Raw genomic sequence first — 22,316 nt, forward strand, 5'->3', positions numbered from 1 at the left:
AACTATTACTAAATAAAAAAATAAGTATTTGTATTTAAAAAAAGTTCTGTTTGTTGTAAAATAGAAAATGTCAAAAATAAAATACAGCTAGTGAAACCAAATAATATTGATAATATTATAATGTTTCACGTGAAACATTATAACATTATCAATATTACTATTTTACTGTACAGGAAAATGCTCGTAAAGTAGTGTGGCATCAACGAGAATAGCGAAACAATTCTTGGGGAGCAAAACGCTGGTTTTACTCTTTTTTACGGCTGATATTTAACAAGATAAAAGAAATGAGGTGAAAAAATGGGGAGAATAATTGCAATATCAAATCAAAAGGGTGGTGTAGGTAAAACTACTACTGCAATAAATTTATCAGCTTGTCTGGCTGAAAAAGATAAAAAAGTTTTGACAATTGATATGGATCCTCAGGGAAATACAACGAGTGGGTTGGGAATTGACAAAAATGAAGTTGAAGATACGAGTTATGAAGTCCTTTTAGGCGAGGCTAAGATAGAAAATGCTATAACTAAATCAATTATGGATGGGTTATTTGTAGTTCCGTCAGAAAGAGGCTTGGCCGGAGCTGAAATTGAACTTATTGGGAAAGTAGACAGAGAGTTTATATTAAAAAAGGAAGTTGAAAGAATAAAAGATGACTATGATTTTATTATAATTGACTGTCCACCATCATTAAATACGCTTACTGTTAATGCAATGACTACGGCTGATACGGTGATAGTACCTATTCAATGTGAGTATTATGCATTAGAAGGACTCAGCGAATTAATGTACACAATCCAGCTTGTTAAAGAGAGATTAAATAATGAACTTGAAATTGAGGGAATCGTATTCACTATGTATGATGCAAGAACTTGTTTGTCATTACAGGTTGTAGAAAATGTAAAAGAGAATATCGATAAGAAAATATATAAATCAATTATTCCAAGAAATGTAAGGCTTGCGGAGGCTCCAAGCTATGGACAGCCAATTAATTTGTATTCGCCCAGATCCGCTGGAGCGGAAGCATACAGGGCTTTAGCAGATGAGGTTATTGCAAGAAAATAAGTTATGAAAGGAAAACATATTATGGCTAAGAAAGGTCTTGGAAAAGGTATCGATGTATTGATACCGCAGGCAAAAGAAAAAACTAAGTCAGAAAAAGAAAATATAAAGACAAAAGAAGTTATCAAAGAGGTTGTTAAGGAAGTTATTAAAGAGGTTGATACCATAGATATTAATAAAATAGAACCTAACAAAAATCAGCCTAGAAAGAGTTTTGATGAAGATTCTATACATGAACTTGCTGAGTCAATTAAATTGAGGGGGATCATTCAACCACTTGTAGTGCAAAAGGGCGAAAAAGGGTTATATACAATTATTGCAGGAGAGAGAAGATGGAGGGCTGCAAAAATAGCCGGACTTAAGGATATTCCGGTAGTTGTGAAAAATTACAGCAATCAGGAAATAATGGAGATTGCACTTATTGAGAATATTCAAAGAGAAGACTTAAATCCCATTGAAGAAGCAGAGGCATATGAACAGCTTATAAAGGAATATAATCTGAGACAGGATGAAGTTGCTGAAAAAGTGTCAAAGAGCAGGGTGGCTATAACTAATTCACTCAGACTTCTCAAATTGGATGAGAGAGTAAGAAGGATGGTTATTGAGGAAAAATTAAAAAGTGGTCACGCAAGAACGCTTATTCCAATAGAAGATGGGGATTTGCAATATGAAATTGCACAGAAAATTTTTGATGAAAAGTTAAGTGTAAGAGATACAGAAAAACTTGTTAAGAATATTTTGAACGGAAAGAGTAAGAAAAAAGAAAATAAAAAACAGGTAAATCCTCAGGAAGAAATAATTTATAAGAGATTTGAAGAAGATTTAAAAATGACTTTTGGAACAAAAGTTAATATTAACAGAAAATCAAAAGATAAGGGAAAAATTGAAATTGAGTATTATTCACAGAGTGAATTTGAAAGAATACTTGAATTAATTCATGGAATTAAAGACGAGAGAGAGGCTGACTAAAAATGAAATTATTTAATGAATTTGGAATTGATATTGGATATGTTGTGTTAGGTATGGCAGGAGTAATATTGCTTATGTTTATTATGCTAATTGTGACTATGGCAAAAAACAGTAGTACAAGAAAAAAGTATAAAAAATTTATGGCTGGCGAAAATGGAAAAAATCTAGAAAAAGCTATTTTAGATAAGTTTTCGACAGTAGATGTGCTGGAGGCAGATGTCCATGAACTTAGTGAGAGAGTTGAAGATGTATCTGGGAAACTTGTTTCATCATATCAAAAAATAGGACTTGTAAAATATGATGCATTTAAGGAAATAGGTGGAAAACTTAGTTTTGTACTTGTTTTGCTTACTGAAGAGGATAATGGTTTTATTATAAATTCTATGCACAGTTCAAGAGAAGGCTGTTTTACATATGCTAAAGAAGTTGTAAACGGAGAAGCCTTTGTGATTTTATCTGAAGAAGAACAGCAGGCTCTCGAGGAGGCAAAATCAAATATCGGTCTTAAGAAGTTTTCAGATGGAGAGTAATATATATAAAAATTGTTCTGGAGAGTGAAATACAATAATTTTTTAGACTGAGAGTGAGATATAAAAAGTTTTCTGTTTGAAACTGAAATAAGAATATATGAAATAAGAGTATATGAAATATAGAAAAAAGGTTGCTGGAAAATTCAGCAGCCTTTTAATTTTAGTGTATATTCGTAAATATAATTTTATAAATAACATTATAAGACTATCAGGAAAATGGCTTCTGATAATCTTATAAGTAAATAAATATATGTGTTATGCTTTTTGAAAATAAATGTAGCATATATACAGCACTATTCTGATACTACACTGCCATATAGAGATTTTAATTCTGATGGAATAGTATCAGATTTTTCTTTTGAAATATGTGCAGGCAAGTCATCTGTAACAAATGAACCACCGTTAAAATCATCGTGGTAGTGTTTTACATCTTCGTTGATAGAAAACATTTTCTGGTCAAGAAATGAGATAATATTTGCACATTCTTTAAGTTCTTCCCTGATACCATCAGGAGCTTTTCCGTCAAATTTGTAATATATCTTATGCTCAAGGCTCGCCCAAAAATCCATAGCTATTGTGCGTATCTGTATTTCAACCTTTGTATCTATTTTGTCATTAGAAAGAAAAATAGGAATAGATACTATCATATGGTAGCTTGTATATCCATTAGGCTTTGGATTGGCGATATAATCTTTGACACGCAGTACAGTTACATCGCTTTGCTTGGCTATAGCATCTGCTATACGGTATATGTCTGAAGTAAAGGTACAGATGATGCGTACCCCTGCAACATCATTTACATATCTGATAATATTTTCTACGGTAAGCTCTCTGTTGTTTATACGCATTTTACGAGCTATACTGTCAGCAGATTTAATACGCGAAGATATGTGTTCTATCGGGTTATACTGATGAGCTAGTTTAAATTCGTTATTTAATATTTCTATCTTGGTACATATTTCTTTTAATACTGCATCGTAAAGCAGTAATGCTCGCTGCCATTCTTCTTCTTCATCATAATATATTGGTACTTCCATAAAAACCCCCCTTGATATTAAATGTACTCTCGGTATCTCCTCAAAACGAGTCATTTCGGCTAGATTTCCGATATACTGTTTCCATTTTCTCGTCGTACACACCGTGTACGCACTGCGAAAATGTCATTGTATATCAAAAATCCATCTCGAAATTCTTCGTTCAGAAAATTCCGAGAGTGCATTAAAATGTACTACTAACCGTTTGAAAAGTAAGTTTGGTATTAATTAGCTGAAAACAAAATAAAAAGATTTTTGTTTTGTGTTTTCAGTTTAAAATATAAACTTGATATTAGTTAATTGGAAATATCAAATTAACTAATAGTGTTTAGCTGTTTTTAATTTAAAATATAAGCCTGGTATTATTTAATTGAAACCGTAAATTTTGTTACAAAAACGATATCCAAGAATAATCACCTGTCTTCCGACTTTGCTCTTTAATTGTAATGGCCTGCCAAATTTTTTGTTTGTTATGTCTCGATACACACGCTTGCTGTTGCTTTTTAAATAATCCCAAAGTTCCTGTCTTTTTCTAAGACTTTCAGGTGTACCGTCTTTAACAAGCAGAGCAGAACTGACTATCATCATCATAGCGAGATATTTTGTCATGTATGATTGTAACTTTTTATTTTTTATTGATGAAAGATCATGAGAGTCAATCATAAGCTTGGTAACTTTAAGCTGCTGGTCGATTCTTTTTATCATAATGGCTTCATTTACAGACTGGTCTTCACGCCCGATAAAATACCTATACAGATCTACATCGAGGTAAAAGATAGTGTTTACATATGGTAGTGGAATGTAGGCATATAAGTTATCAACATAAAATGTATGCTCAGGTAATTTGAGGCTGCAATCTCTTAAAAGTTTTGTTCTGTAAATTATGGAATGCATAAGTAAATTTTGACTCATTTTAAAATGTTTTACATCTTTCCAGCCTATAAATTCATTGCATGGAATTGCACTGTGATAATTAATAGCCTTATGTTTATGTGCACTAGGTTTTTCATATACATAATTGCTTATAAGCATATCAAGTTGTTTGGAATCAGTTACAATTTCGCGTAAAAAGTCAAGAACTTTGACAAGGCTCTCTTTATCGAACCAGTCGTCACTGTCTAAAACTTTGAAGTAAAGACCGGTGGCATTTGCAAGACCCGTATTAACAGCCGAGCCATGTCCGCCATTTTCTTTATGGATGGCACGCACGATTCCCGGATATTTTTTTTCATACTTAAGTGCTATATCAAGAGTGTTGTCCGATGAACCGTCGTCAACAACGAGAATTTCAATGTCATCCCCACCTATAAGTGCTGAGTTAATAGCTTTTTCCATGTATTCCTGTGAGTTATAACTAGGAATAGTTACGCTTAATAGTTTCATAATATCTCCAATCATTATTTATTAATTGTAATCTTCCCTGCTGAAAGTCAGGAAGAGGTTCCAACTGTTAGCTGGGTTATTTATAGTTTACTTTAACACTATTATATAATGAAATTGAATTATATTAAAGGAAATAATTCTTAATTATTTATAACATTTGTGATTTATAACTTTTTAGCAAAAAAAATTAAATACCGATGTCAAATGATTCAGAGTCAGTGTAAATAATATAGCCGGATGATGCCTGAGATAATTTTTTTTGCAATAGGGTTGAGGAGAGCGATGAAAAGAATGTGCTTTTGATTTTTCCATAGCTGTCATAAGTACATAAAACGGTATTTTTATAACTGCTGTCCTGTGGAAGATTAGCTGCATTCAAAAGTATGTCGGAAAGAATTGGAAGTTGTTTTGATTTTATGTCAAATGCATTATTGTCTGAAAAAATCAGAGAGTCATCATCAAAATGCATAATGCTATTTTCAATTTTAAATGGAGCAAGAATGTCTGACAAAATTATGTTGTTAGTATAATCTAAAGCCCTAAAAACTGCATAATAAAAATTACCGTTTTTAAGATAGAGTTCTGATGAGTTTATCTTTGATGCAAAATTGGCAGGTGTGTTCTCACAAAAATTAAAATAACATAAAGGAGCCGGTATGCCAATCTGGTATAAATCAGCATGATAATAATTTATCTTTTCTAAATCAATATTACTGCCCGGATTAAGGGGCAGTAAGGATAACGGAAAAATGGTTTTGTTAGTTTGGTTTAGAGTTATATCAAATATGAGGTTGCATGAAGTAAAGTTATCAAATGAAAAATAAAATTCACAGTCAGCTTGAAGGCTTTTGTTAGCAGAACTAAAAATTTTCACATGATATTTTTTCTGATATAAAAATGGATAACTAAATGCTGGATAGTTTTTGGCTTCTATATTTTCTTTATGAGAAATATTTTTATTTGTTGAAGAAAGTGTAATAATGTCAGCATCGGACAGAAGCTTTTTTGAAGTGAGTGCATCATCCGGTGAGATAAAAAGTCCGCCTGACTCATCAGTGGTAAAAGTCTGAGAGTCGCTATAAGCATCAGCGGTTGAATTGTTTGACAAGGCGTTGGCAGTTGTATCAGATAATAAAGTATCGGTGTTTGAATTGCGTGATAAATTGTTAGAGGTTGTATCAGATGATGAAACATCAGCAGTTGCATCACATGAAGAAATTTCGAGCTTTACAGGCTGTTTATCATATGACCGTATATTAAAATATGCAGACAGTAAAGAGCTGTTTTTGTCCGAAGTTTCCTTTTTATGCATTACAATGTTTTTACAGACAGATTTTGGGATTTTCAAGTAAATATCTTTTATTGTGCGAGTATAGTAATTGTTGCATGATACAGTTAGCACAACAGTTTCAGGTTTTGGAAAGCGAACATTATAATAACCGTTTTTGTCACTTGTTGTATTTACGGTAAAATTATTGTTGGATATAGTTATATTTGCATTTTCAACCGGATTTCCTTCGGGAGTCATGACAAAACCTGTTACAGACTGACCAACAAAATGTTCTGCATAGTTAATGTTTAGTTTGCGTGAAGAAAGAGAGCAGGACATAGTATAAGTTCCATCCATTGTTCTATCACCGGGAGTAAGCTGTTTTACAGCGTCATTATCAAGTTCATAGGTGATATATCTGCCGTTAGCAGATAAATTTTTAAACTGTCCTTTTAGCTCATGTTTCTGTTTTACAAGTTGTATATAAGATGATTTGACTTCGGATGTCTGCATGATTTTTGCTGCTTTTAATTTTACGGTATAGTTTATACTGTTGACATAAGTTGAAGGGAGAGAAAATGGTATTTCAGAGGTATCTTTTTTGACCGTTTTCAAAGCTTTTATTTTAACTGTTTTTTTGAGCGTAAGTTTTTGATTTTTATTAATATCAGTAACAAAAGCTTTAATGGTTACGCTGCCTTTTTTGCGTGGATATAAAATACCGGAGTTTTGATTTATTGTTGCTAATTTGTTGTTGCTGACAGCAAATTTTATTTTTGCTTTTTTAGGAGGATTGACAATATTGTATTTGTAAGTTTTTCCAATATATATAGCATTATATCTGTTTTCAAAGCTTGTTTTGGTTGTTTTTCCGTGAGAGATTATAGGGGGAAATGTCAGTAATAAAGCCAGCGAAAAAATAGCACAAAAACTCATATTAATAAATAAAAAAAATATTGCACCGTTTGCTCTCAATGTACAGTGGTTAATTGCTTTAAATATTGTCGGGTGTATCGTCTTTTTATTAGTTGTTTTTCTCATATAAAGTTCTCCTTTTTATTGATTTTAAAATATAATTTAATGCCTTTTTAAGTGTAACTTTTTGGTTATGGATTAATATATTATTTCACAATCAGGCAAGCTTTCTTTTAATTTTTTTATGGTACCTTTAGTGACTGCAGTTTCATTAATACATAATAGCTTTAGCGTTTTTAGTTCATATAAGGCAGAGAGGTTTTTAAGTTTTTTGTTATTGGATATATCGAGGTTCTCAAGGTTTTTTAGTTCCTTTAAGGAAGTTATGTCATCAATTAAGTTTGAAGATATAACAAGTGTTTTTAGATTGAAAAGCTGTTTAAGAGAGTCGATATTTTTTATACGGTTGTCAGATAAATATAGTTCTCTGACTGATACAAATTCAGATAATCTGCTTATGTCAGAGATAGTATTATTGTTCGCTGAAATAATAGTAACAGAGTTTATATCAAAGTTAATATTAAGTGTACTTTTAATACAATCTTCAGATAATGAAGTAATATTCTTGTCCTCAATATCAATTTCTTTAACAGAAGATTTATTGATGTTGTCTTTCTTAATTTTTGAGTTATCGACATTGTCATTGCAATCAATTTTTGTGGTATTAGTGTTTTTGTCATTGCAATCAATTTCTGCAGAATCAGTGTTTTTGTTATTAGTTTTATTTTCTTCGATAATTGCAACAGGTTCTTTTGTCTCATAGGAGATGGATATATTTTGGATGTTGTGGGCTGCAATTTTATCGGCATTATTAGGAGTGTAAAAAATTTTATACAGACTCAGTATTGGTAAAATAACGGCTAATAAAATAGCAACAGTCATAAATGCAGGCGAGTTAATAATTTTTTGTATTGCAGGAGTAGGTTCTTCAATATGTGGTTTTACCATTGGTCTTGTTTTTGTATTATTGAAAGGGTTATTTTCTGAATTAAAACTAATATAATATTTTATTTCGGAAATATCGTATTCAGCTTTAAAAGAGAGCAGTTCAGTTTTAAAAGCATTGATAGATGGATAACGATATTCCTGGATTTCAGAGGATGCTTTATTCAAAATATCAAAAAAATATTCAGGAATGTCCGTTGTATCTTGAACCGGATGGTCTTTAGCAGAAGTGTTATATCCGTGGCAAAGACTCAGAATTGTTTTTGCAAGTGAATATTCGTCAGACAGTTCATTTATCTGTACCAAATTTTTGGAATATGCTTTAAATTCAGGAGGAGAGTAGCCTTCTGTAAAATAAATATTGCGGCGTATTTTATTATTACTTTTTTTCTGGGAAAATGAAAAGTCACCAATACAAAAAGTATTATCATCATTAAGATATATATTATTTGGTGATATATCCAGATGAAGAATATTATTTGAATGAAGCCTGATAATGCCGTCGCATAAGTCTAGGGCGAGGGTTAGAAGTTCATCAAAACAAAGTTTACCGGAAATTATCTTATCTATAACAGACACTTTATAAGGATATACGGAAACAGTAAAATCCTTATACTTTTCTACCGAAAACGGAGTAAGCAGGTGCACATCATTTATATGTGAAACAGACTTTAAAATGCAGTGCTGTTTATGAAGATAGGGAGTTATCTTAATAATACTATAGCTGCCGCTGTCAGCCTGCTTAGACTTGTAAACACAGCAGTCATGAGTTATGTATATTAAGTCGGTTATCGGATATTTTTTTAAAAGTTTTTTAGGTGCATTATTTAAAAACATAGTTACCTCCTTTTTTATAAAAGAATTATTTATATAACGCGAATTGTGCATATTGCCTTTTTGCATACGGTCCTGTCTTTTATTGTAAGTGTTATAATAGCTAATCCCTTGTGGTGTGCTGTTATTTTATGTTTGTTTGTTGAGACAATATTTGTATTACTGCTTGTCCATATTATCTTGGTTTTGTTTGTTATTTTTATATTTGTTCTATATGCAAGAAATGTATTTTTAGTGCTTTTAAGTGTAATAAATTTAGTATTAAATTTTACATATTTATTATTTACATTTTGATTTTTAGTCTTATTTTTATCAGTTGTTTTATGATGTGTAATATTGTTTTTGCTCTTATTTTTATCAGTTATTTTATGATGTGCAATATTGTTTTTGCTCTTATTTTTATCAGTTGTTTTATGATGTGCAATTTTATTTTTGTTGCTTTTTTTGGCTGTTGCGTTGTTATTTGTTTTTCTGCGTGATTTATTGTTTTGGTTATGTATATTATTTTTTTTAGGATTGCTTTTTTGAACTGTTTTTTTGTGTATTGCAGTTATGTTTTTCTTGTTTTTTGCAGGTGCTTTTTTTGTAGTGCTTTTTTTAGTTGCGTGTGTTTTGGTATCTTCCTTATTTGCAGCTTTTTTTATTATGCGTTTTTTAGTATCTTTTTTATATGTCTTTTTTTTAGTGTTACTTTTGGTTATGCTTTTTTGTGTGTTGCATTTGGCAATGCCTTTTTTATCAGCATTATTATTATTATTACTTTTTGGTGTCGTAATATTTTTGGTATAAATAATTTCTATATTGCTTGTTTTTCTGCTGCCTGCCGTTATATAAATACGGGTGGCAGAGGGGACTTTTGCTAATAATTTTTTTACATCTATATAGAAATAATTTTGATGTCTTATAATATTGGTGTTTATTTCGTTGTTTGCATCATCAAAAAATTGTATTTCAGTGGTGGTTAATTTACCTGATACACATTTTATACAAAATAGATTTGTGGCAGCAGGGTTGTTGATATAATAGTAATTTACTGAATTGTTTTTTATGGTATCTTTATATAATATATTTTGCTTTAGCTGTGCCGAATTTGTAAGCATATAGTGGGTTTCAGATAATGTAAGTGTTTGTTTTACGGCATCAGAACTAAACACCGTTGATATATTTGTGTTGTCAGTTTTTGTATGACAGAATGTTTGTATAGGTGGTGTTATTATAAAAAATGTGATTAATATTGTGATAAAGACGGCGGATAAATTTGCTGCCGTTTTTATATGATATTTTTTTGAACTTTTTATGTTACAAAAAAATAATATAAATGATAATTTTGAATGTGTGTGGTACATAGCTTTCCTTTCCACACATCATCTAATAAAAATAAGATGGTCATATTCTATTATATATAGTAAGAGTTTTCCAGCTTAAAATCATACAAAAAAAATATTTTTTTTTGTGAAATGTTCACAAAAAATCATTATGAGGAACATATATTCGTGGAACGACACTCTGAAAAAGCAAAGTAAAAAGCCGGTTTGAATTTCCAAATCGGCTTTTTTTTATTTGTTTTTTACATATAACTTGCAAATCTATATCCAGCATCCTTAAATGTATGCTCAGCAGAAGTTAGCGAAGTAGTATTCTTTTTGTGTGTTACAGGGTCTAACCATGTAACAGTCGATGTTGTGTAACCTGTTATGACAACTGCGTGTGAGTCGCTTAGCATACCAATCACAGGTTTGCCGCTGCTTACAAAATACAATACTTCGTCAAGGGTACAGCCGGTAAGATCAGCAGGTTGTTTTATATGTGTTTTTAGCATTGACATTATCGAACTGCCTTTTAATGAACTTTCGTCTGTTTCTGACTGGGCTGCCTGCAACAGCATAAGAACTGCTGCTTTTTTGCTGTCTGCGGTGTCAGGATATGACATACCGGATACCTCTTTTGATATGAACTTTCCACCTCTTTCCCAGACAACATGGGACCTGTTATCCATTACGACCCCCATCTGCTCATCAGCCTTTTGAATTGCTTTTGCAGGGGTTGTAAAGCTTGCTGTAACTTCTCCGTAGGCATATATATAATATTTAAATGAGCTGCTGCTCTCGTCAGCGAGATGAAGAGTGGTGTTTTCTGTCACCATTACATGTTTTGCCTTTTGTATTTCAGGTGTTTTTTTCATTTTGTAACCTGACGGCAGGCATATATATTTTTCGGCGAGTGACTGTTTTGTAATTCTTGATGCAACATGAACAGTCTTTTTTGTCGCTTTTTTCTGGTTCAATATACTATCAGGATTTGTCGGTTTAAAACCGTTGCCTGTTTTTCTGACTCTTTTTAAGGTTATTACATTATTCTCAACGGTTGCCGAAATAACATAAATATTTTTGTTTTTATATTCACGCATGATATTTCCGTTGCAATCGGAAATGACGAGTTTGTATGCAGGTTGTATGGTTTCTCCGTTTGAGCCTTCATAAATGTCTTTATTTTTGACAAAGCCGTAAACCACATTTGCATCAATAGTTCCGAGAACTACGATACTTTGATTTTCCGGTGCGGTTACTTCAAGTTTATTTGCCGTATCAAGATTTAATATTGTAATCTTTTGCGAGTAATCCGATTTTGACGCATTAGACCAGACAAAGCATTTTGCATCTTCCATCATTGAAAAATTATCTTTTGCTATATTTTTGGTAAGCAGTTCGTATTTTTTTGATGAAATGTTATATGCATACATGACATTGTTCATTGAGAAGTAGAAAATATTTTGTTTATTAACATAGCAATATTTTCCAAAATCCTCTTTTAACTGCTGATATGTTGTTTCAAGCGGAATATATACACGCTCTGTAATAAGATTTTTGGCAGGGTCGTAATTGTAAAGTATTACAGCAACACGCCCCTCATAATCACCGCAGTTCATATAACCATAGACAACAAAATTGATTGTATTATTGTCATCAAAGTTAAGGAGTTTTATATTGTGCTGGTCATAGGTGTCTCTTAAGTAATCAGTTTTTTTCTGTGCAAAAGAAAATACTTCGTGGAGATTGTCTTTATCCATGTCGTAGTACCAGAGTGAACCATTGCGGACAAATGCAAGCTCATTTGCCTTATCGTTTAAAGTCAACTGAAAGTTGCTTTCATTGGATACACCTATTTTAAACTGGCTTTTTCTGACGGAAGTAAGTTTTGGATTAAAGACTGCTTCCATCGTACGCCTGAAATTTAACAGATAAAGTCTGCTGCCAGAATAGCGTACACGATAAAATTCTTTTACAAGAAAAGTTTCGCTGCCGGATGAAGTTTTAGCCCTTACATAATAAACATATTGTATTGCGGCTGTCTCGACATTTACCTCCTTTATTGTAGGAATTGTCTCTGAGAGAAGTTTTGGCTTTAATTTGCCCCATGTAACGAGCTCAGGAGAGGAATTAATCCCTACATTGGCATACGATTTGTTTGCTGATGTATTGCTTTCAAGGTATTTTGCGTATTTAAAGGATTTGCCGGGATTAAATGTCGCATTATGAAAGCCTGTAACAAATTCGAGTTTCTGTTTAAGGAAGAAATCAGTATCGTAATATTTTATTCGTGTATAGTAATGGATTTTTTTGCTTAAATTGGTCGTAAGTACAATATCCATTCCATATTCGGTACTTGTATCAATACTTTCCGACAACTTTATTTTAAGCGTTTTAAGTCCTTTTTTATTATCAAAAGCAGTAAGAGTGTCTGACTCGATTACTTTATTGTTTGTAATATCTTTGAGATTGAAAGTAAGTTTTTTTACTTTTGTCTGATTTTCTTTAAATTTAACAATAAATGATTTGTCAGCTTCAAGAGGTGTAATACATTCTCTTACATTGGAACTGTTTAATTCGCTGCTGTAACCGTGCAAAGTGTTTACGGTATAGCCATTGCCTATTTCAAGGTACATTATTGGAAATGTTGCTGTCTGAAGCGTTGTGGCACTTGATGTGCCCGCTGAAGCCTCCGGTATCATTTTTCTAAATAAAAAAATTGAAAGACCAAATATTAAAAATAATGCAAAAAATTTATATATATGTTTCAAAATATACCTCCTGATTTTTATTATTTATATGAGTAAGCAGCGAAACGAATTGTTAATATCCATGGCACTTACTGTGTGAATAGTAATTTTATTTATATTTTTTTGTGTGAAACTGCTTAATATAAAAAAAGAAAGTAAGCTGTTCCGTACAATAAATTAGTATAGTGTTTTTTGAGCAAAAAGGCAATGAACTTAATGAAAACTTAAGCATATAATATGTTAAAAAATGTTTTTTATGTTATGGTGTGATAATAATTTTCATATTATATGTAAAAAATGCCAGCGGAAATGAGGTTTATTGTGAAAGAAAACATAATAAGAGGGATGTATGATAATGGAAATCTGATGATATATGCAGCAGCAGACGGTGTGAAAGATAATAAAAATTCCTGTGTTTGTTCGGAGTGTGTTTCGGAAAAAGGCGAAAAAAAGTATGACTATCTTATGCATGTCAATCTTAGAATAATACTTATGTATGTCAATAATGAATGTGATAAATATGAGTATGATGGAAGCCCAATGTTTGATGAGCTGCCTGATAAGAGATTTATTGACGGAATTGTTGAAAGAGTTTTAAAAGATTATAAGAATAATGAGAAAGATAACATAAATTTTGTGGATAAAAACCCTGATTTGTTAATCTATGCACTTTTGTCAGGCGTGATTGTTTATAGAAAAAACAGACACGCCTGCATATCAAATAATAAATTATTTTAAGAGGGTATTATATACTTCTCTTTTTGGGATGCCTCTGTCGAGTGCGACCTGTTTCATGGATGATTTTTTATCCATTCCCTGTGAAAGATAAATATCCATATGTTCCTGTATGGTGATTTTTTCCCATTCCTGTATCGACTGTTTTTCCAGTTCTTTATGGGAGATACCTTCGATAACCATGACATATTCGCCTTTTGGCGGAGTCTGCCCGTAATATTCGATTGCCTGACTTAAGGTCATTTGCTGTACAGTTTCGTGCAATTTTGTGAGTTCTTTACAAAATGTTATCTTGCGGTCACCAAGATATGAGTAAAGTTCTGAAAGTGTTGCTTTCAAATGGTGCGGTGCTTCATATATTATAATGGTGCGTGTTTCTTTTTTTAAGGAGTCGAGTATTGCACGGCGTTCTTTTTTGTCAACAGGAAGAAATGCTTCAAAACAGAATCGCCTTGTTGAGAGACCGGAAAGTGTGAGAGCGGTAACGCAGGCACAGGCTCCGGGTAAGGAAGTGACTGTTAAGCCGGCTTCATATGCCTGTTTGACGAGTTCTTCTCCGGGGTCGGATATACCCGGTGTTCCGGCATCTGTAACGAGTGCAATATCTGTTCCGTTTGTTATTTTTTCGACAAGATATTTTGCTTTTTCAATTTTATTGTATTCGTGGTAACTTGTCATTGGAGTTTTTATCTCAAAATGATTTAACAGTTTTATCGTATTTCTTGTGTCTTCGGCGGCAATAAGGTCTACTTTTTTTAGTGTTTTAAGAACTCTGAATGTTATGTCTTCAAGATTGCCTATAGGTGTTGCACAGAGATAAAGTGTGCCGGGAGTGGTGGTATTCATATCAGTTTTCCTTTCATTTGATTTAAGGTGTATGCTGCTGCAAACCGTATATCTCTAATAATTGTTCAGTGTATTTTCCAGGTGTTTCATAAACTATTATCGGAGGTTCAAATTTGACAAAAGGTTTTCCATTTTTTACAGCTTCGATAAGCAGCATATTAGGCTCTTTTGATACAAAAGGATGAACCATGCAGATGCGTTTTGTTTCAAGCTTATATTTAGCTAATGTACAAATTATCTCGGTCATTCTGAACGGGCGGTGTACCATATAGAAACGCCCCTGTGTCTTTAAAAGTTTTGAGCTTTCTCTTGCAATGTCATCGAGATTGCATAATATTTCATGTCGTGCTATCGCTTTTGGAACATCCGGATTTTTAATGCCGTGATTGTCATTCATATATGGGGGATTTGTTGTGACAGCATCAAAAACAGCCGCACCGAAATTTAGTGAAGCTGTTTTAATATCGCCATGAATAATATCTATTTTTTCGTCAAGACCGTTTAAGTTTACACTTCTTTTTGCCATATCAACGCTTTCATCCTGAATTTCAAGAGCACTGATATGTGCCGGCTCTGCTTTTGCGGACAGAAGTATCGGAATGATACCTGTACCTGTACCTAAATCAAGAACTTTGTCTTTTTTTCGTATGGTTTTAGTGCAAAATGATGACAGTAAAACCGCATCCATGCCAAAGCAGAATTTTTCGGGATTCTGTATTATGTGCAAACCGTTTAGCTGGAGATCATCAAGGCGTTCTCCGTCTTTTAAATAATTTTCTTTTTTCATATTATCTCTTATTCAGGTTTAATGTTGTTGTAGCCATTACCATAACCGCCGTTTCCGCCGGATGATTTGTGATAATTTTTGCGTGGCTGATTATTGTTATTATTGTTGTTGTGACGATAGTTATTGTTATCACGCTCACGGTTATAGTGTTTACCTTTTTTTCCTGAAAAATTTTCAGCCGGTTTATTTTTTGTATCCGGATATTTAGGGCGTTTATTGAAATTCTTTTTCTGGTAGTGATTGTTTTTGTACTTTTTATTCTGTTCTTCTTCTTCGGTCATATCTTCAATATCGCCTTTTTCCATCTGCTCAAGTTCTTTTAAGGCATTTTCGTCTAATTCCTCATCGGGTAAAGCTTGTCCCGGCGATACGGAAGTTCTTGAAGCTGATTTCTCAAATTTAAGGTCGTCAACATGATATTCACGGACTTCTTTTTCGTCATTGTCTTTTGTGATAATTACTTTTACAAGCTGTTTTAATACACTTACGCTCTGCACAATACCGTTGTAACCGTCTATGGTTTTTACATCTTCATTTATGTGAGGGAGTTTTGCATTGAGATATTCGTAGGCTTCTTCCTCGTTTTTCAGACAACACATAAGTCTTCCGCATACACCTGATATTTTGCTTGGATTAAGCGAAAGATTTTGTTCCTTTGCCATTTTGATAGACACAGGGGCGAAATCTGAAAGATATGTGTGGCAGCAGAGTGGTCTTCCGCATATACCTATGCCACCTATAAGTTTTGTCTCATCACGAACACCAATCTGACGAAGTTCTATTCTTGTTCTGAAAATAGAAGCAAGGTCTTTTACAAGTTCTCTGAAATCTATTCTGCCATCTGCCGTAAAGTAAAATAGAAGCTTGTTTTTATCAAAGGTGTATTCACAGTCGATAAGTTTCATCTGAAGTTCATGCTTTGCTATTTTTTCAAGGCATATTTTATATGCTTCTTTTTCTTTTTCTTCGTTCTCAGCGTGTATTTCATAATCACTCTCTGTTGCTATTCTGATAACATCTTTTAATGGCTGGACAACTTTGTCATCAGTGACTTCTTTTTGACCGAGAACAACAAGTCCGTATTCTATTCCTCGTGCCGTTTCAACTATGACATGATCGCCTTTTTTTATATCAAGTCCGTTTGGGGCAAAATAGTACACTTTGCCGGATTTACGGAACCTTACTCCAATAATTAAAATCATTTTTTCCTCCATATACAATTAATCTTTCATTGCAAGAATCATTAATTCTATTGTCACATCAAAGTTTACATTTGCTTTGAGACGAACTTTTGCCTTGTCAATGGCAGCAATAATGTTTTCAATATTTTCATAATCGCGTTTTGTTGCCTGCTCGGAAATGGCAGAATATTCATCGCTGTATAATAAAAGATTTGCATCTTTTGTAACTTTAAACATAAGTACATCGCGATACCATAAAAGCATAAGGTCAAGATAATCATTTATATCATTTTTGTGCGTTGAAAATTCTTTAATTGTATCTATTATTGAAGCAATATCCATTGAGTCGAGATTTTTAAGTAATTTTAATACCTGATTTTTCATCTCTATAAAATCACTTGAACTTGCAAAACGGATTGCTTTTCCTATATTTCCCTGACAATAATTTGCTGCTATCTGTGCCTGTTCGGGTTCTAATTGAAATTTATTTTCAAGGTAGGTGCATATTTTGTCTTTTTCTACAGGATTCATCGTGAGAGTGACACAACGCGATCTTATTGTTGGTAAAAGACTGTCGCAATTTTCCGTGAGCAATATAATAATTGCATACACGGGTGGTTCTTCTATTGTTTTTAAAAGTGCGTTCTGTGCCTGCTCAGTCATTTTATTTGCATCAGGTATAATGTAAATCTTATATTCGCTGCTGTATGGTTTAATGGAAATATCGTTGTTGAGCTGCTCTCGAATATCATTTACACTTATGCTGGTCTTGTCATGAGTGATATATTTAATATCAGGGTGATTGTGCGATTCAGCCTGTTTGCATGATGTGCACACTCCGCAGGCATCAGTATCGTCTGTTTTTGACTGGCACTGAATTGTCTTTGCGAGTGCAGAAGCAATAGTCTGCCGTCCTGAACCGTATTCTCCGTTGATTATATATGCGTGTGACAGATTGCCTGTTTTGATAGCTGTCTGCAAATGTTTTTTTATACTTTCCTGGCCAATAATGTCTTTAAAGTTTGCCATAACTAAACCTCCAATTATGTGATAATATCAAGTATCAGACCTCGAATCTCATCAATTTTTCCAAGTATCGCCAAGTGGTCTTTTTCTTCTTTGAGAAGTTCTGCGGCCAGTTCGTCTAAGGTCTGATTTATCTGTTTTACAATACCATATACACGGTGGCGGCCTTTTTTGTCGAGAAAATTTTCGCGGCTGAATTCATGTGTATGTGAGGCTATCTCGTTCATAAATTCTTTGATGAGCCTGCGGTAGTTTTTCATATCTCTTATGTCCATGCGTTTGCCGAGTTTGTCACCCTGCTGGGTTATCTCCTCCATCATGGTAAAAAGGGTAGCCTGAAGTTCCTGCTCTTCTATGGTACTAAGCAGAGTAAAGCGAAAGGAACCATCTGATTCGTTTGTTTTTGCAGCCTGTTCAATTTGCTGTAGCTGCTGCATAGGTGTTATTTTAAGATCCAAACAGGTGCCTCCTTTCATTTTTATGTATATTATTGTACCACAAATTTATATGAGGTAGCAATCTTTGGAATATATATAAGTATTTTCTTATTTGTAAAAATGAGCGACTTTATCCCATATCGCAGCGGAAATATCTTCTATTGAATTGTTTCCATCAATAACAATAATGTTTTCTGTTTCTTTTAATTTTTCTATCAGTTCGAGATAACGGTTTCTTACCTCGGTAAGTCTTTTTTTGTTTTCAAAAAGTTCCGTCTGGAAACGGCCGTTTTGCATACGGTCGAGTGTTATCTCAGGGTCTACATCAATGTATATGTGACAGTCGGGGCGGAGAGTATCAAGTGATATGCGGTTTAACTCCATCACCCATTCGAGCGGGGCTTTCACGCTCTGGTATGCATAGTTTGAGAGCACAAATCTGTCAGATATTACGGATATGCCCTCATCAATTTTTGATTTCAGACCGTTTACGGAGTTGTTAATATGGTCAAGTCTGTCTGCGGCAAAAAGTGCTGCCAGAGCCGCTTCGTCTATCTTCATTCGTCCGGTAAGGCACTGGCGGATCATGACACCGACAGGACCATCTGATGGCTCACGGGTTTCTAAACATTTTGTTCCCGTGTTCTCAATTTTTTGTTTGAGGAGATTTATCTGTGTGGTTTTGCCACTCCCGTCAATTCCCTCAAATACAATAAATTTTCCCTTTTTTGATGCCATGTCCGTTTTCCTCCGTGTGTTTAATTTGATGTTTTTTACTTTTTTAATCCTAATGTAACAGTGTAATCTTTGCTTGTGCCATCTTCAAAAGTTACTGTAAACAGCCATGTTTTGTTGTCTTTTGTTGCAGGCTCAGTAATATGTTTCACTGCTATATTTGCGTTAGGTGTGTTTACCGCATTGTAAGTTTTTTGTGTTACGGTGCAGGTTACATTTGTGAGATCACTCAGTGCGACAGGTTTTACGGCAGTATTACTGTATTCTGTTGCACCGGCTGCAATGTACTGTGCGGCAGTAAATGTTGTTTCAAATGATGAATCTGCGGCTTTTATATCTGTTATCCGGTTTGTCGTTGTTCCGAGTTTGACAACGATATTGTCAATAATTGTGCTTGTGTCAAGCTGTGCCGGTGATAATGTAACCGGTACATTTACAAGTGTGTGGTCTGTGTCACCGAGATCAATGGTGAATGTCCAGTTCATGCCACCGTCAATTGTCTCAACATTTGTAACCTTGTATTTTGATTTTTTGAGTACATATGTAAAGCTGCCGGCTGTAAGACTTGAAAAATCAGTACCATAGTCAATATATCCGCCATAGCTGTCATAGAAACTGCATGATAATGAGTTGGTATTTACAACACCATTTATTGTTTTATCATTGTGTGTGTAAGCAATGCTTCTAAAAATCTGGCTTGCTTTGAGTGTATCAAGGTCAGGAAGATCACTTGTATCTTCTTTTACTGTTACTTTAAAGCTTCCGATTTTTGTTTTATCTGACTCACCGGAAACAGTTTCGTAAACTGATATTGAAGTTATTCCAACCTTGAGTGGTGATATAACAAGATAATCCTGATCCTGTTTGTCCCCACCTGTCGTGACAGTACAGATTGATGTGTTGGCAGATTCATAATGATACAGTTTTGTATGGTTACGGCAGTCAACAGGGTAATCACCGTAAACATCACCGTCAACCATTGTTGTAAAACCGTTTAGTGAAAGTGATTTCTTTATTGATGCAGTAGTAACCGTTACCTGAACTGTCTCGGGAAGAGTGGTTATCTGGTTGTTATAATATTCTTTTACTTCGACGGTGGTGGTTCCGTAATTAACGGCAACCATATCATTTGATATTATATTTGTATCTTTAGGTGTGAAGAAATAAGACGCACCGGCACGAGGGTTTGTAATGCTTATTCCTTCGTAATCAGATGCCTGGATGGTTGAACCAAGCCCTACTGTTATACTCTGGTCTGAAGCGGATATAAACGGCTCGTTTGTGAGTTCAACTTTAAATGTTCCGAGAACTCTTTTAATGCCGTCGGGAGTTGTCTCGGTAAGCGTGATATTGCTGGTCTGGACAGTGTTACCGGTTGTGGTTGATATAACTCCACTGTCATTTAGCTCAAAAAGCTCCGGATGGTCTGAAGTAAAGCTGTATGTAGCTGTGTTGTCAATATTTTCTACAATGTCATCGATTGGAAGCTGTTTTAAATATGCGAGTTTAAATGAGTCAGCACGAAGAGAAGCTCCCATTACAGTAAGTTCCATATGACCTATAGTGCGGCTTTTTTTGTTGTAAACTTCGTGGATTGACAGATTTGTATAACCTGCTTTCAAACAGGTTATAGCACCGCTTGTCACTGCACTGGCAACTTTTGAGGATGTGTTTGTAAAAAGATATTCAGCCGATTTGTTTACGCTGTTTAGATAATCAGACGGCTGGAATACATCACCTACAGTAGCAGTGAATTTTTTGTAGCTGCTTTTTAATGACGCTTTTTTGACAGTTACCTTAAATGTACCTACAGACTTAAATTCTTTTTTATATTTGTATCGTACACTTATTTTCGCCGTACCTTTACCGCATCCGGTAATAGCACCTTTTGCAGATACTTTGGCTATTGATGTTTTGTTTGAAGTATAAAAATAAGTAGCATTTTTAAGTTTGTTTTTAAGTGAGATAGTGTATTTTCCGTTTACATATATTGTTGCTGATTTTGTTTTTAAAGTTGTTTTTTTTGTAGCTGCCGATGACTCTGACGGAAGGTAAAGAGCAGCGGCGGCTATTATTAAAATACTTAAAACGGCTATTTTAAATATTGTATTTGTCGTTCTTTTTGCAGTAGTCATATTCATACTTAGTCCCCCTTATTTATGTGATGTACTCTAGGTATCTTCTCAAACCGGGTCATTTTGGATGCTTTTCCGATATACTGTTTGAATTTTCTCGTTGTACACACCGTGTACGCACTGCGAAAATGTCATTGTATATCGAAAATCCATCTCGAAATTCTTCGTTCAGAAGATTCAGAGAGTACATTATGTATTGTTCATTTTTATCGTGTTCTGCTGTTTACTGACATTTGACGATATGGTAAAAACGGTATCTTCAAGAGAATGAATCCGGTTGTATTGCAATATTCCTGCATTTACGGTGAAAGGCTCGCTCTGCCGTATTTTTATTGACTTTAAAAATTTATTTACGGCTGCTTCTGCCTGTTTTTCATTTGTCTCGGCAAAAAGACATACTATCTGCTTATTTCCGAGACGGCCTATAATGTCATTTATACGACATTCCGTTTTTAAAATACTTGCACATTGGCAAAGACAGTAGATTTCACGCTCCGGTCTGTAGCAGTCTATCTGAAAGACGGCAAAACTGACCGGATTATGGTAGCGTTTATGTCGTTCTATCTCTTTAAATGAATCGTCATAAAAGCCTTTTTCACTTAGCAGTCCGGTAAGCGGGTCTGTTCTTGATACAGCATTATTATAAATCATAATCGGGTCATAATTTTGTCTTCTTGATGCCATCAGCTTAAATTTTAATGTTGCTTGTTTAAGAGAGTGCATACCGAGACATACTTTCCATGAATTTCCGTCATATGCAACATATTTGTGAGACATATTTTGGGAAGTCTGTGAAAGCTGAAGGTCGGTATCAGTTATCGTGACTGCAAATTCCTTTACGAAAGGATATACGGTACCTTCAATGCGGCATTTGCTATAATTTTTATAAAAAGAAATCCTGTAATCCTGCATCTCAAAACATGAATTTACTGCATCTTTCCAGGCAGAAAATTCGTCAAGGGTAAAGTGTTCCTGGTCCTCAAGAGTGAGACAGGCATAAGCGTTTTTCCAGTTTTTTGTAAGAAGTGCATGAAAAAATCTGTCAAGTACATCCTTTGCCGATATGTCTGATAAGGATGCGTTAAAAGCAGAAGCGGGGTGAACCTGTCTTGAGCGGTCTGTACGGTTTTGAAGCCAGAGTTTATGATAGGTTGTCCGTTTTTCTGGATTTGAAAGTATGCTGTAGGCTTCGTTTATATCGAGCATTCTTTTGTCTTCATTTGGGTTGTGGCTGGTATCCGGATGATACAGGGTACAGAGCTTGCGATAAGCTGCTTTAATAACATCAGGAGAAGCGTCATAATGCACCTGTAAAATCTGATAATAATCTTTAAATAAATGCCTGATTTTAATACACCCCCTCATTATAAGCAAGGGCAAG

At 34.0% G+C, this 22,316-nt stretch carries 17 protein-coding genes and 1 pseudogene; 4 read left to right on the forward strand and 14 right to left on the reverse strand.

All coding sequences use genetic code 11. The annotated features are described in order from the left end of the window. Positions 1-297: 297 nt before the first annotated feature. The 3 genes from DW721_RS14940 to DW721_RS14950 are packed head-to-tail and all read left to right on the forward strand — an operon-like array spanning position 298 to position 2,555. Entirely contained in the window at positions 298-1,059 is a 762-nt protein-coding gene (locus DW721_RS14940) for an AAA family ATPase (protein ID WP_022015492.1), read from the forward strand. A gap of 21 nt (positions 1,060-1,080) precedes the next feature. Then, a complete protein-coding gene (locus tag DW721_RS14945; protein ID WP_022015491.1) occupies positions 1,081-2,025 on the forward strand; it encodes a ParB/RepB/Spo0J family partition protein in 945 nt (314 codons plus the stop codon). Positions 2,026-2,027: 2 nt separating this feature from the next. Beyond that, positions 2,028-2,555 (forward strand): DUF4446 family protein, encoded by a 528-nt coding sequence (locus DW721_RS14950; protein ID WP_118746207.1) that lies wholly within the window; start codon positions 2,028-2,030, stop codon positions 2,553-2,555. 293 nt (positions 2,556-2,848) lie between these two features. Here the strand turns inward: DW721_RS14950 and DW721_RS14955 are convergent, their stop codons facing one another. From DW721_RS14955 to DW721_RS14980, 6 genes are all read right to left on the reverse strand, one after another. Beyond that, positions 2,849-3,592, reverse strand: a complete 744-nt coding sequence (locus tag DW721_RS14955) for a GTP pyrophosphokinase family protein (RefSeq protein WP_022015489.1) — start codon at positions 3,590-3,592, stop codon at positions 2,849-2,851. A 363-nt stretch (positions 3,593-3,955) separates the two neighbouring features. Further along, the gene (locus tag DW721_RS14960) at positions 3,956-4,972 is read right to left on the reverse strand and encodes a glycosyltransferase family 2 protein (protein WP_022015488.1); all 1,017 of its coding nucleotides are present in this window, start codon (positions 4,970-4,972) and stop codon (positions 3,956-3,958) included. Positions 4,973-5,159: 187 nt separating this feature from the next. Next, positions 5,160-7,217 (reverse strand): carboxypeptidase-like regulatory domain-containing protein, encoded by a 2,058-nt coding sequence (locus tag DW721_RS14965; RefSeq protein WP_182436347.1) that lies wholly within the window; start codon positions 7,215-7,217, stop codon positions 5,160-5,162. Positions 7,218-7,355: 138 nt separating this feature from the next. Then, on the reverse strand, positions 7,356-9,065 hold the full coding sequence (locus DW721_RS14970) for a leucine-rich repeat domain-containing protein (protein ID WP_118746209.1): 1,710 nt from the start codon (positions 9,063-9,065) through the stop codon (positions 7,356-7,358). Then, a complete protein-coding gene (locus DW721_RS14975) occupies positions 9,029-10,096 on the reverse strand; it encodes a hypothetical protein (protein WP_147355419.1) in 1,068 nt (355 codons plus the stop codon). Before DW721_RS14975 ends, DW721_RS14970 begins: the two co-directional genes overlap by 37 nt. A gap of 467 nt (positions 10,097-10,563) precedes the next feature. Beyond that, positions 10,564-13,074 carry a hypothetical protein gene (locus DW721_RS14980; RefSeq protein ID WP_118746211.1) on the reverse strand — a complete coding sequence of 837 codons (2,511 nt, stop codon included), beginning with the start codon at positions 13,072-13,074 and terminating at the stop codon, positions 10,564-10,566. Between the two features lie 300 nt (positions 13,075-13,374). Here DW721_RS14980 and DW721_RS14985 point away from each other — a divergent pair, with 300 nt between their 5' ends. Beyond that, positions 13,375-13,791, forward strand: coding sequence for a hypothetical protein (locus DW721_RS14985; RefSeq protein WP_118746212.1), 417 nt, complete (start codon positions 13,375-13,377; stop codon positions 13,789-13,791). Here the strand turns inward: DW721_RS14985 and rsmI are convergent. From rsmI to DW721_RS15025, 8 genes and pseudogenes are all read right to left on the reverse strand, one after another. Further along, a complete protein-coding gene (gene rsmI / locus DW721_RS14990) occupies positions 13,783-14,634 on the reverse strand; it encodes a 16S rRNA (cytidine(1402)-2'-O)-methyltransferase (protein ID WP_055946672.1) in 852 nt (283 codons plus the stop codon). The genes DW721_RS14985 and rsmI overlap by 9 nt on opposite strands. A 22-nt stretch (positions 14,635-14,656) precedes the next feature. Beyond that, positions 14,657-15,421, reverse strand: a complete 765-nt coding sequence (locus DW721_RS14995) for a tRNA1(Val) (adenine(37)-N6)-methyltransferase (protein ID WP_118746213.1) — start codon at positions 15,419-15,421, stop codon at positions 14,657-14,659. A gap of 281 nt (positions 15,422-15,702) precedes the next feature. Continuing rightward, positions 15,703-16,623 (reverse strand): annotated as a pseudogene (locus DW721_RS15000) (stage 0 sporulation family protein); the annotation flags it as partial. A gap of 18 nt (positions 16,624-16,641) precedes the next feature. Beyond that, positions 16,642-17,631, reverse strand: a complete 990-nt coding sequence (holB, locus tag DW721_RS15005) for a DNA polymerase III subunit delta' (protein WP_022015479.1) — start codon at positions 17,629-17,631, stop codon at positions 16,642-16,644. A gap of 14 nt (positions 17,632-17,645) precedes the next feature. Then, a complete protein-coding gene (locus DW721_RS15010) occupies positions 17,646-18,086 on the reverse strand; it encodes a YaaR family protein (RefSeq protein ID WP_022015478.1) in 441 nt (146 codons plus the stop codon). A gap of 87 nt (positions 18,087-18,173) precedes the next feature. Then, positions 18,174-18,803 (reverse strand): dTMP kinase, encoded by a 630-nt coding sequence (gene tmk, locus DW721_RS15015; protein ID WP_118746214.1) that lies wholly within the window; start codon positions 18,801-18,803, stop codon positions 18,174-18,176. Between the two features lie 35 nt (positions 18,804-18,838). Then, on the reverse strand, positions 18,839-20,941 hold the full coding sequence (locus tag DW721_RS15020) for a hypothetical protein (RefSeq protein ID WP_118746215.1): 2,103 nt from the start codon (positions 20,939-20,941) through the stop codon (positions 18,839-18,841). Positions 20,942-21,124: 183 nt separating this feature from the next. After that, the gene (locus DW721_RS15025) at positions 21,125-22,300 is read right to left on the reverse strand and encodes a DnaJ domain-containing protein (protein WP_082440858.1); all 1,176 of its coding nucleotides are present in this window, start codon (positions 22,298-22,300) and stop codon (positions 21,125-21,127) included. Positions 22,301-22,316: the final 16 nt, after the last annotated feature.

The sequence above is a fragment of the Clostridium sp. AM27-31LB genome, assembly GCF_003480745.1.
GTDB lineage: Bacteria > Bacillota > Clostridia > Lachnospirales > Lachnospiraceae > Butyribacter > Butyribacter intestini.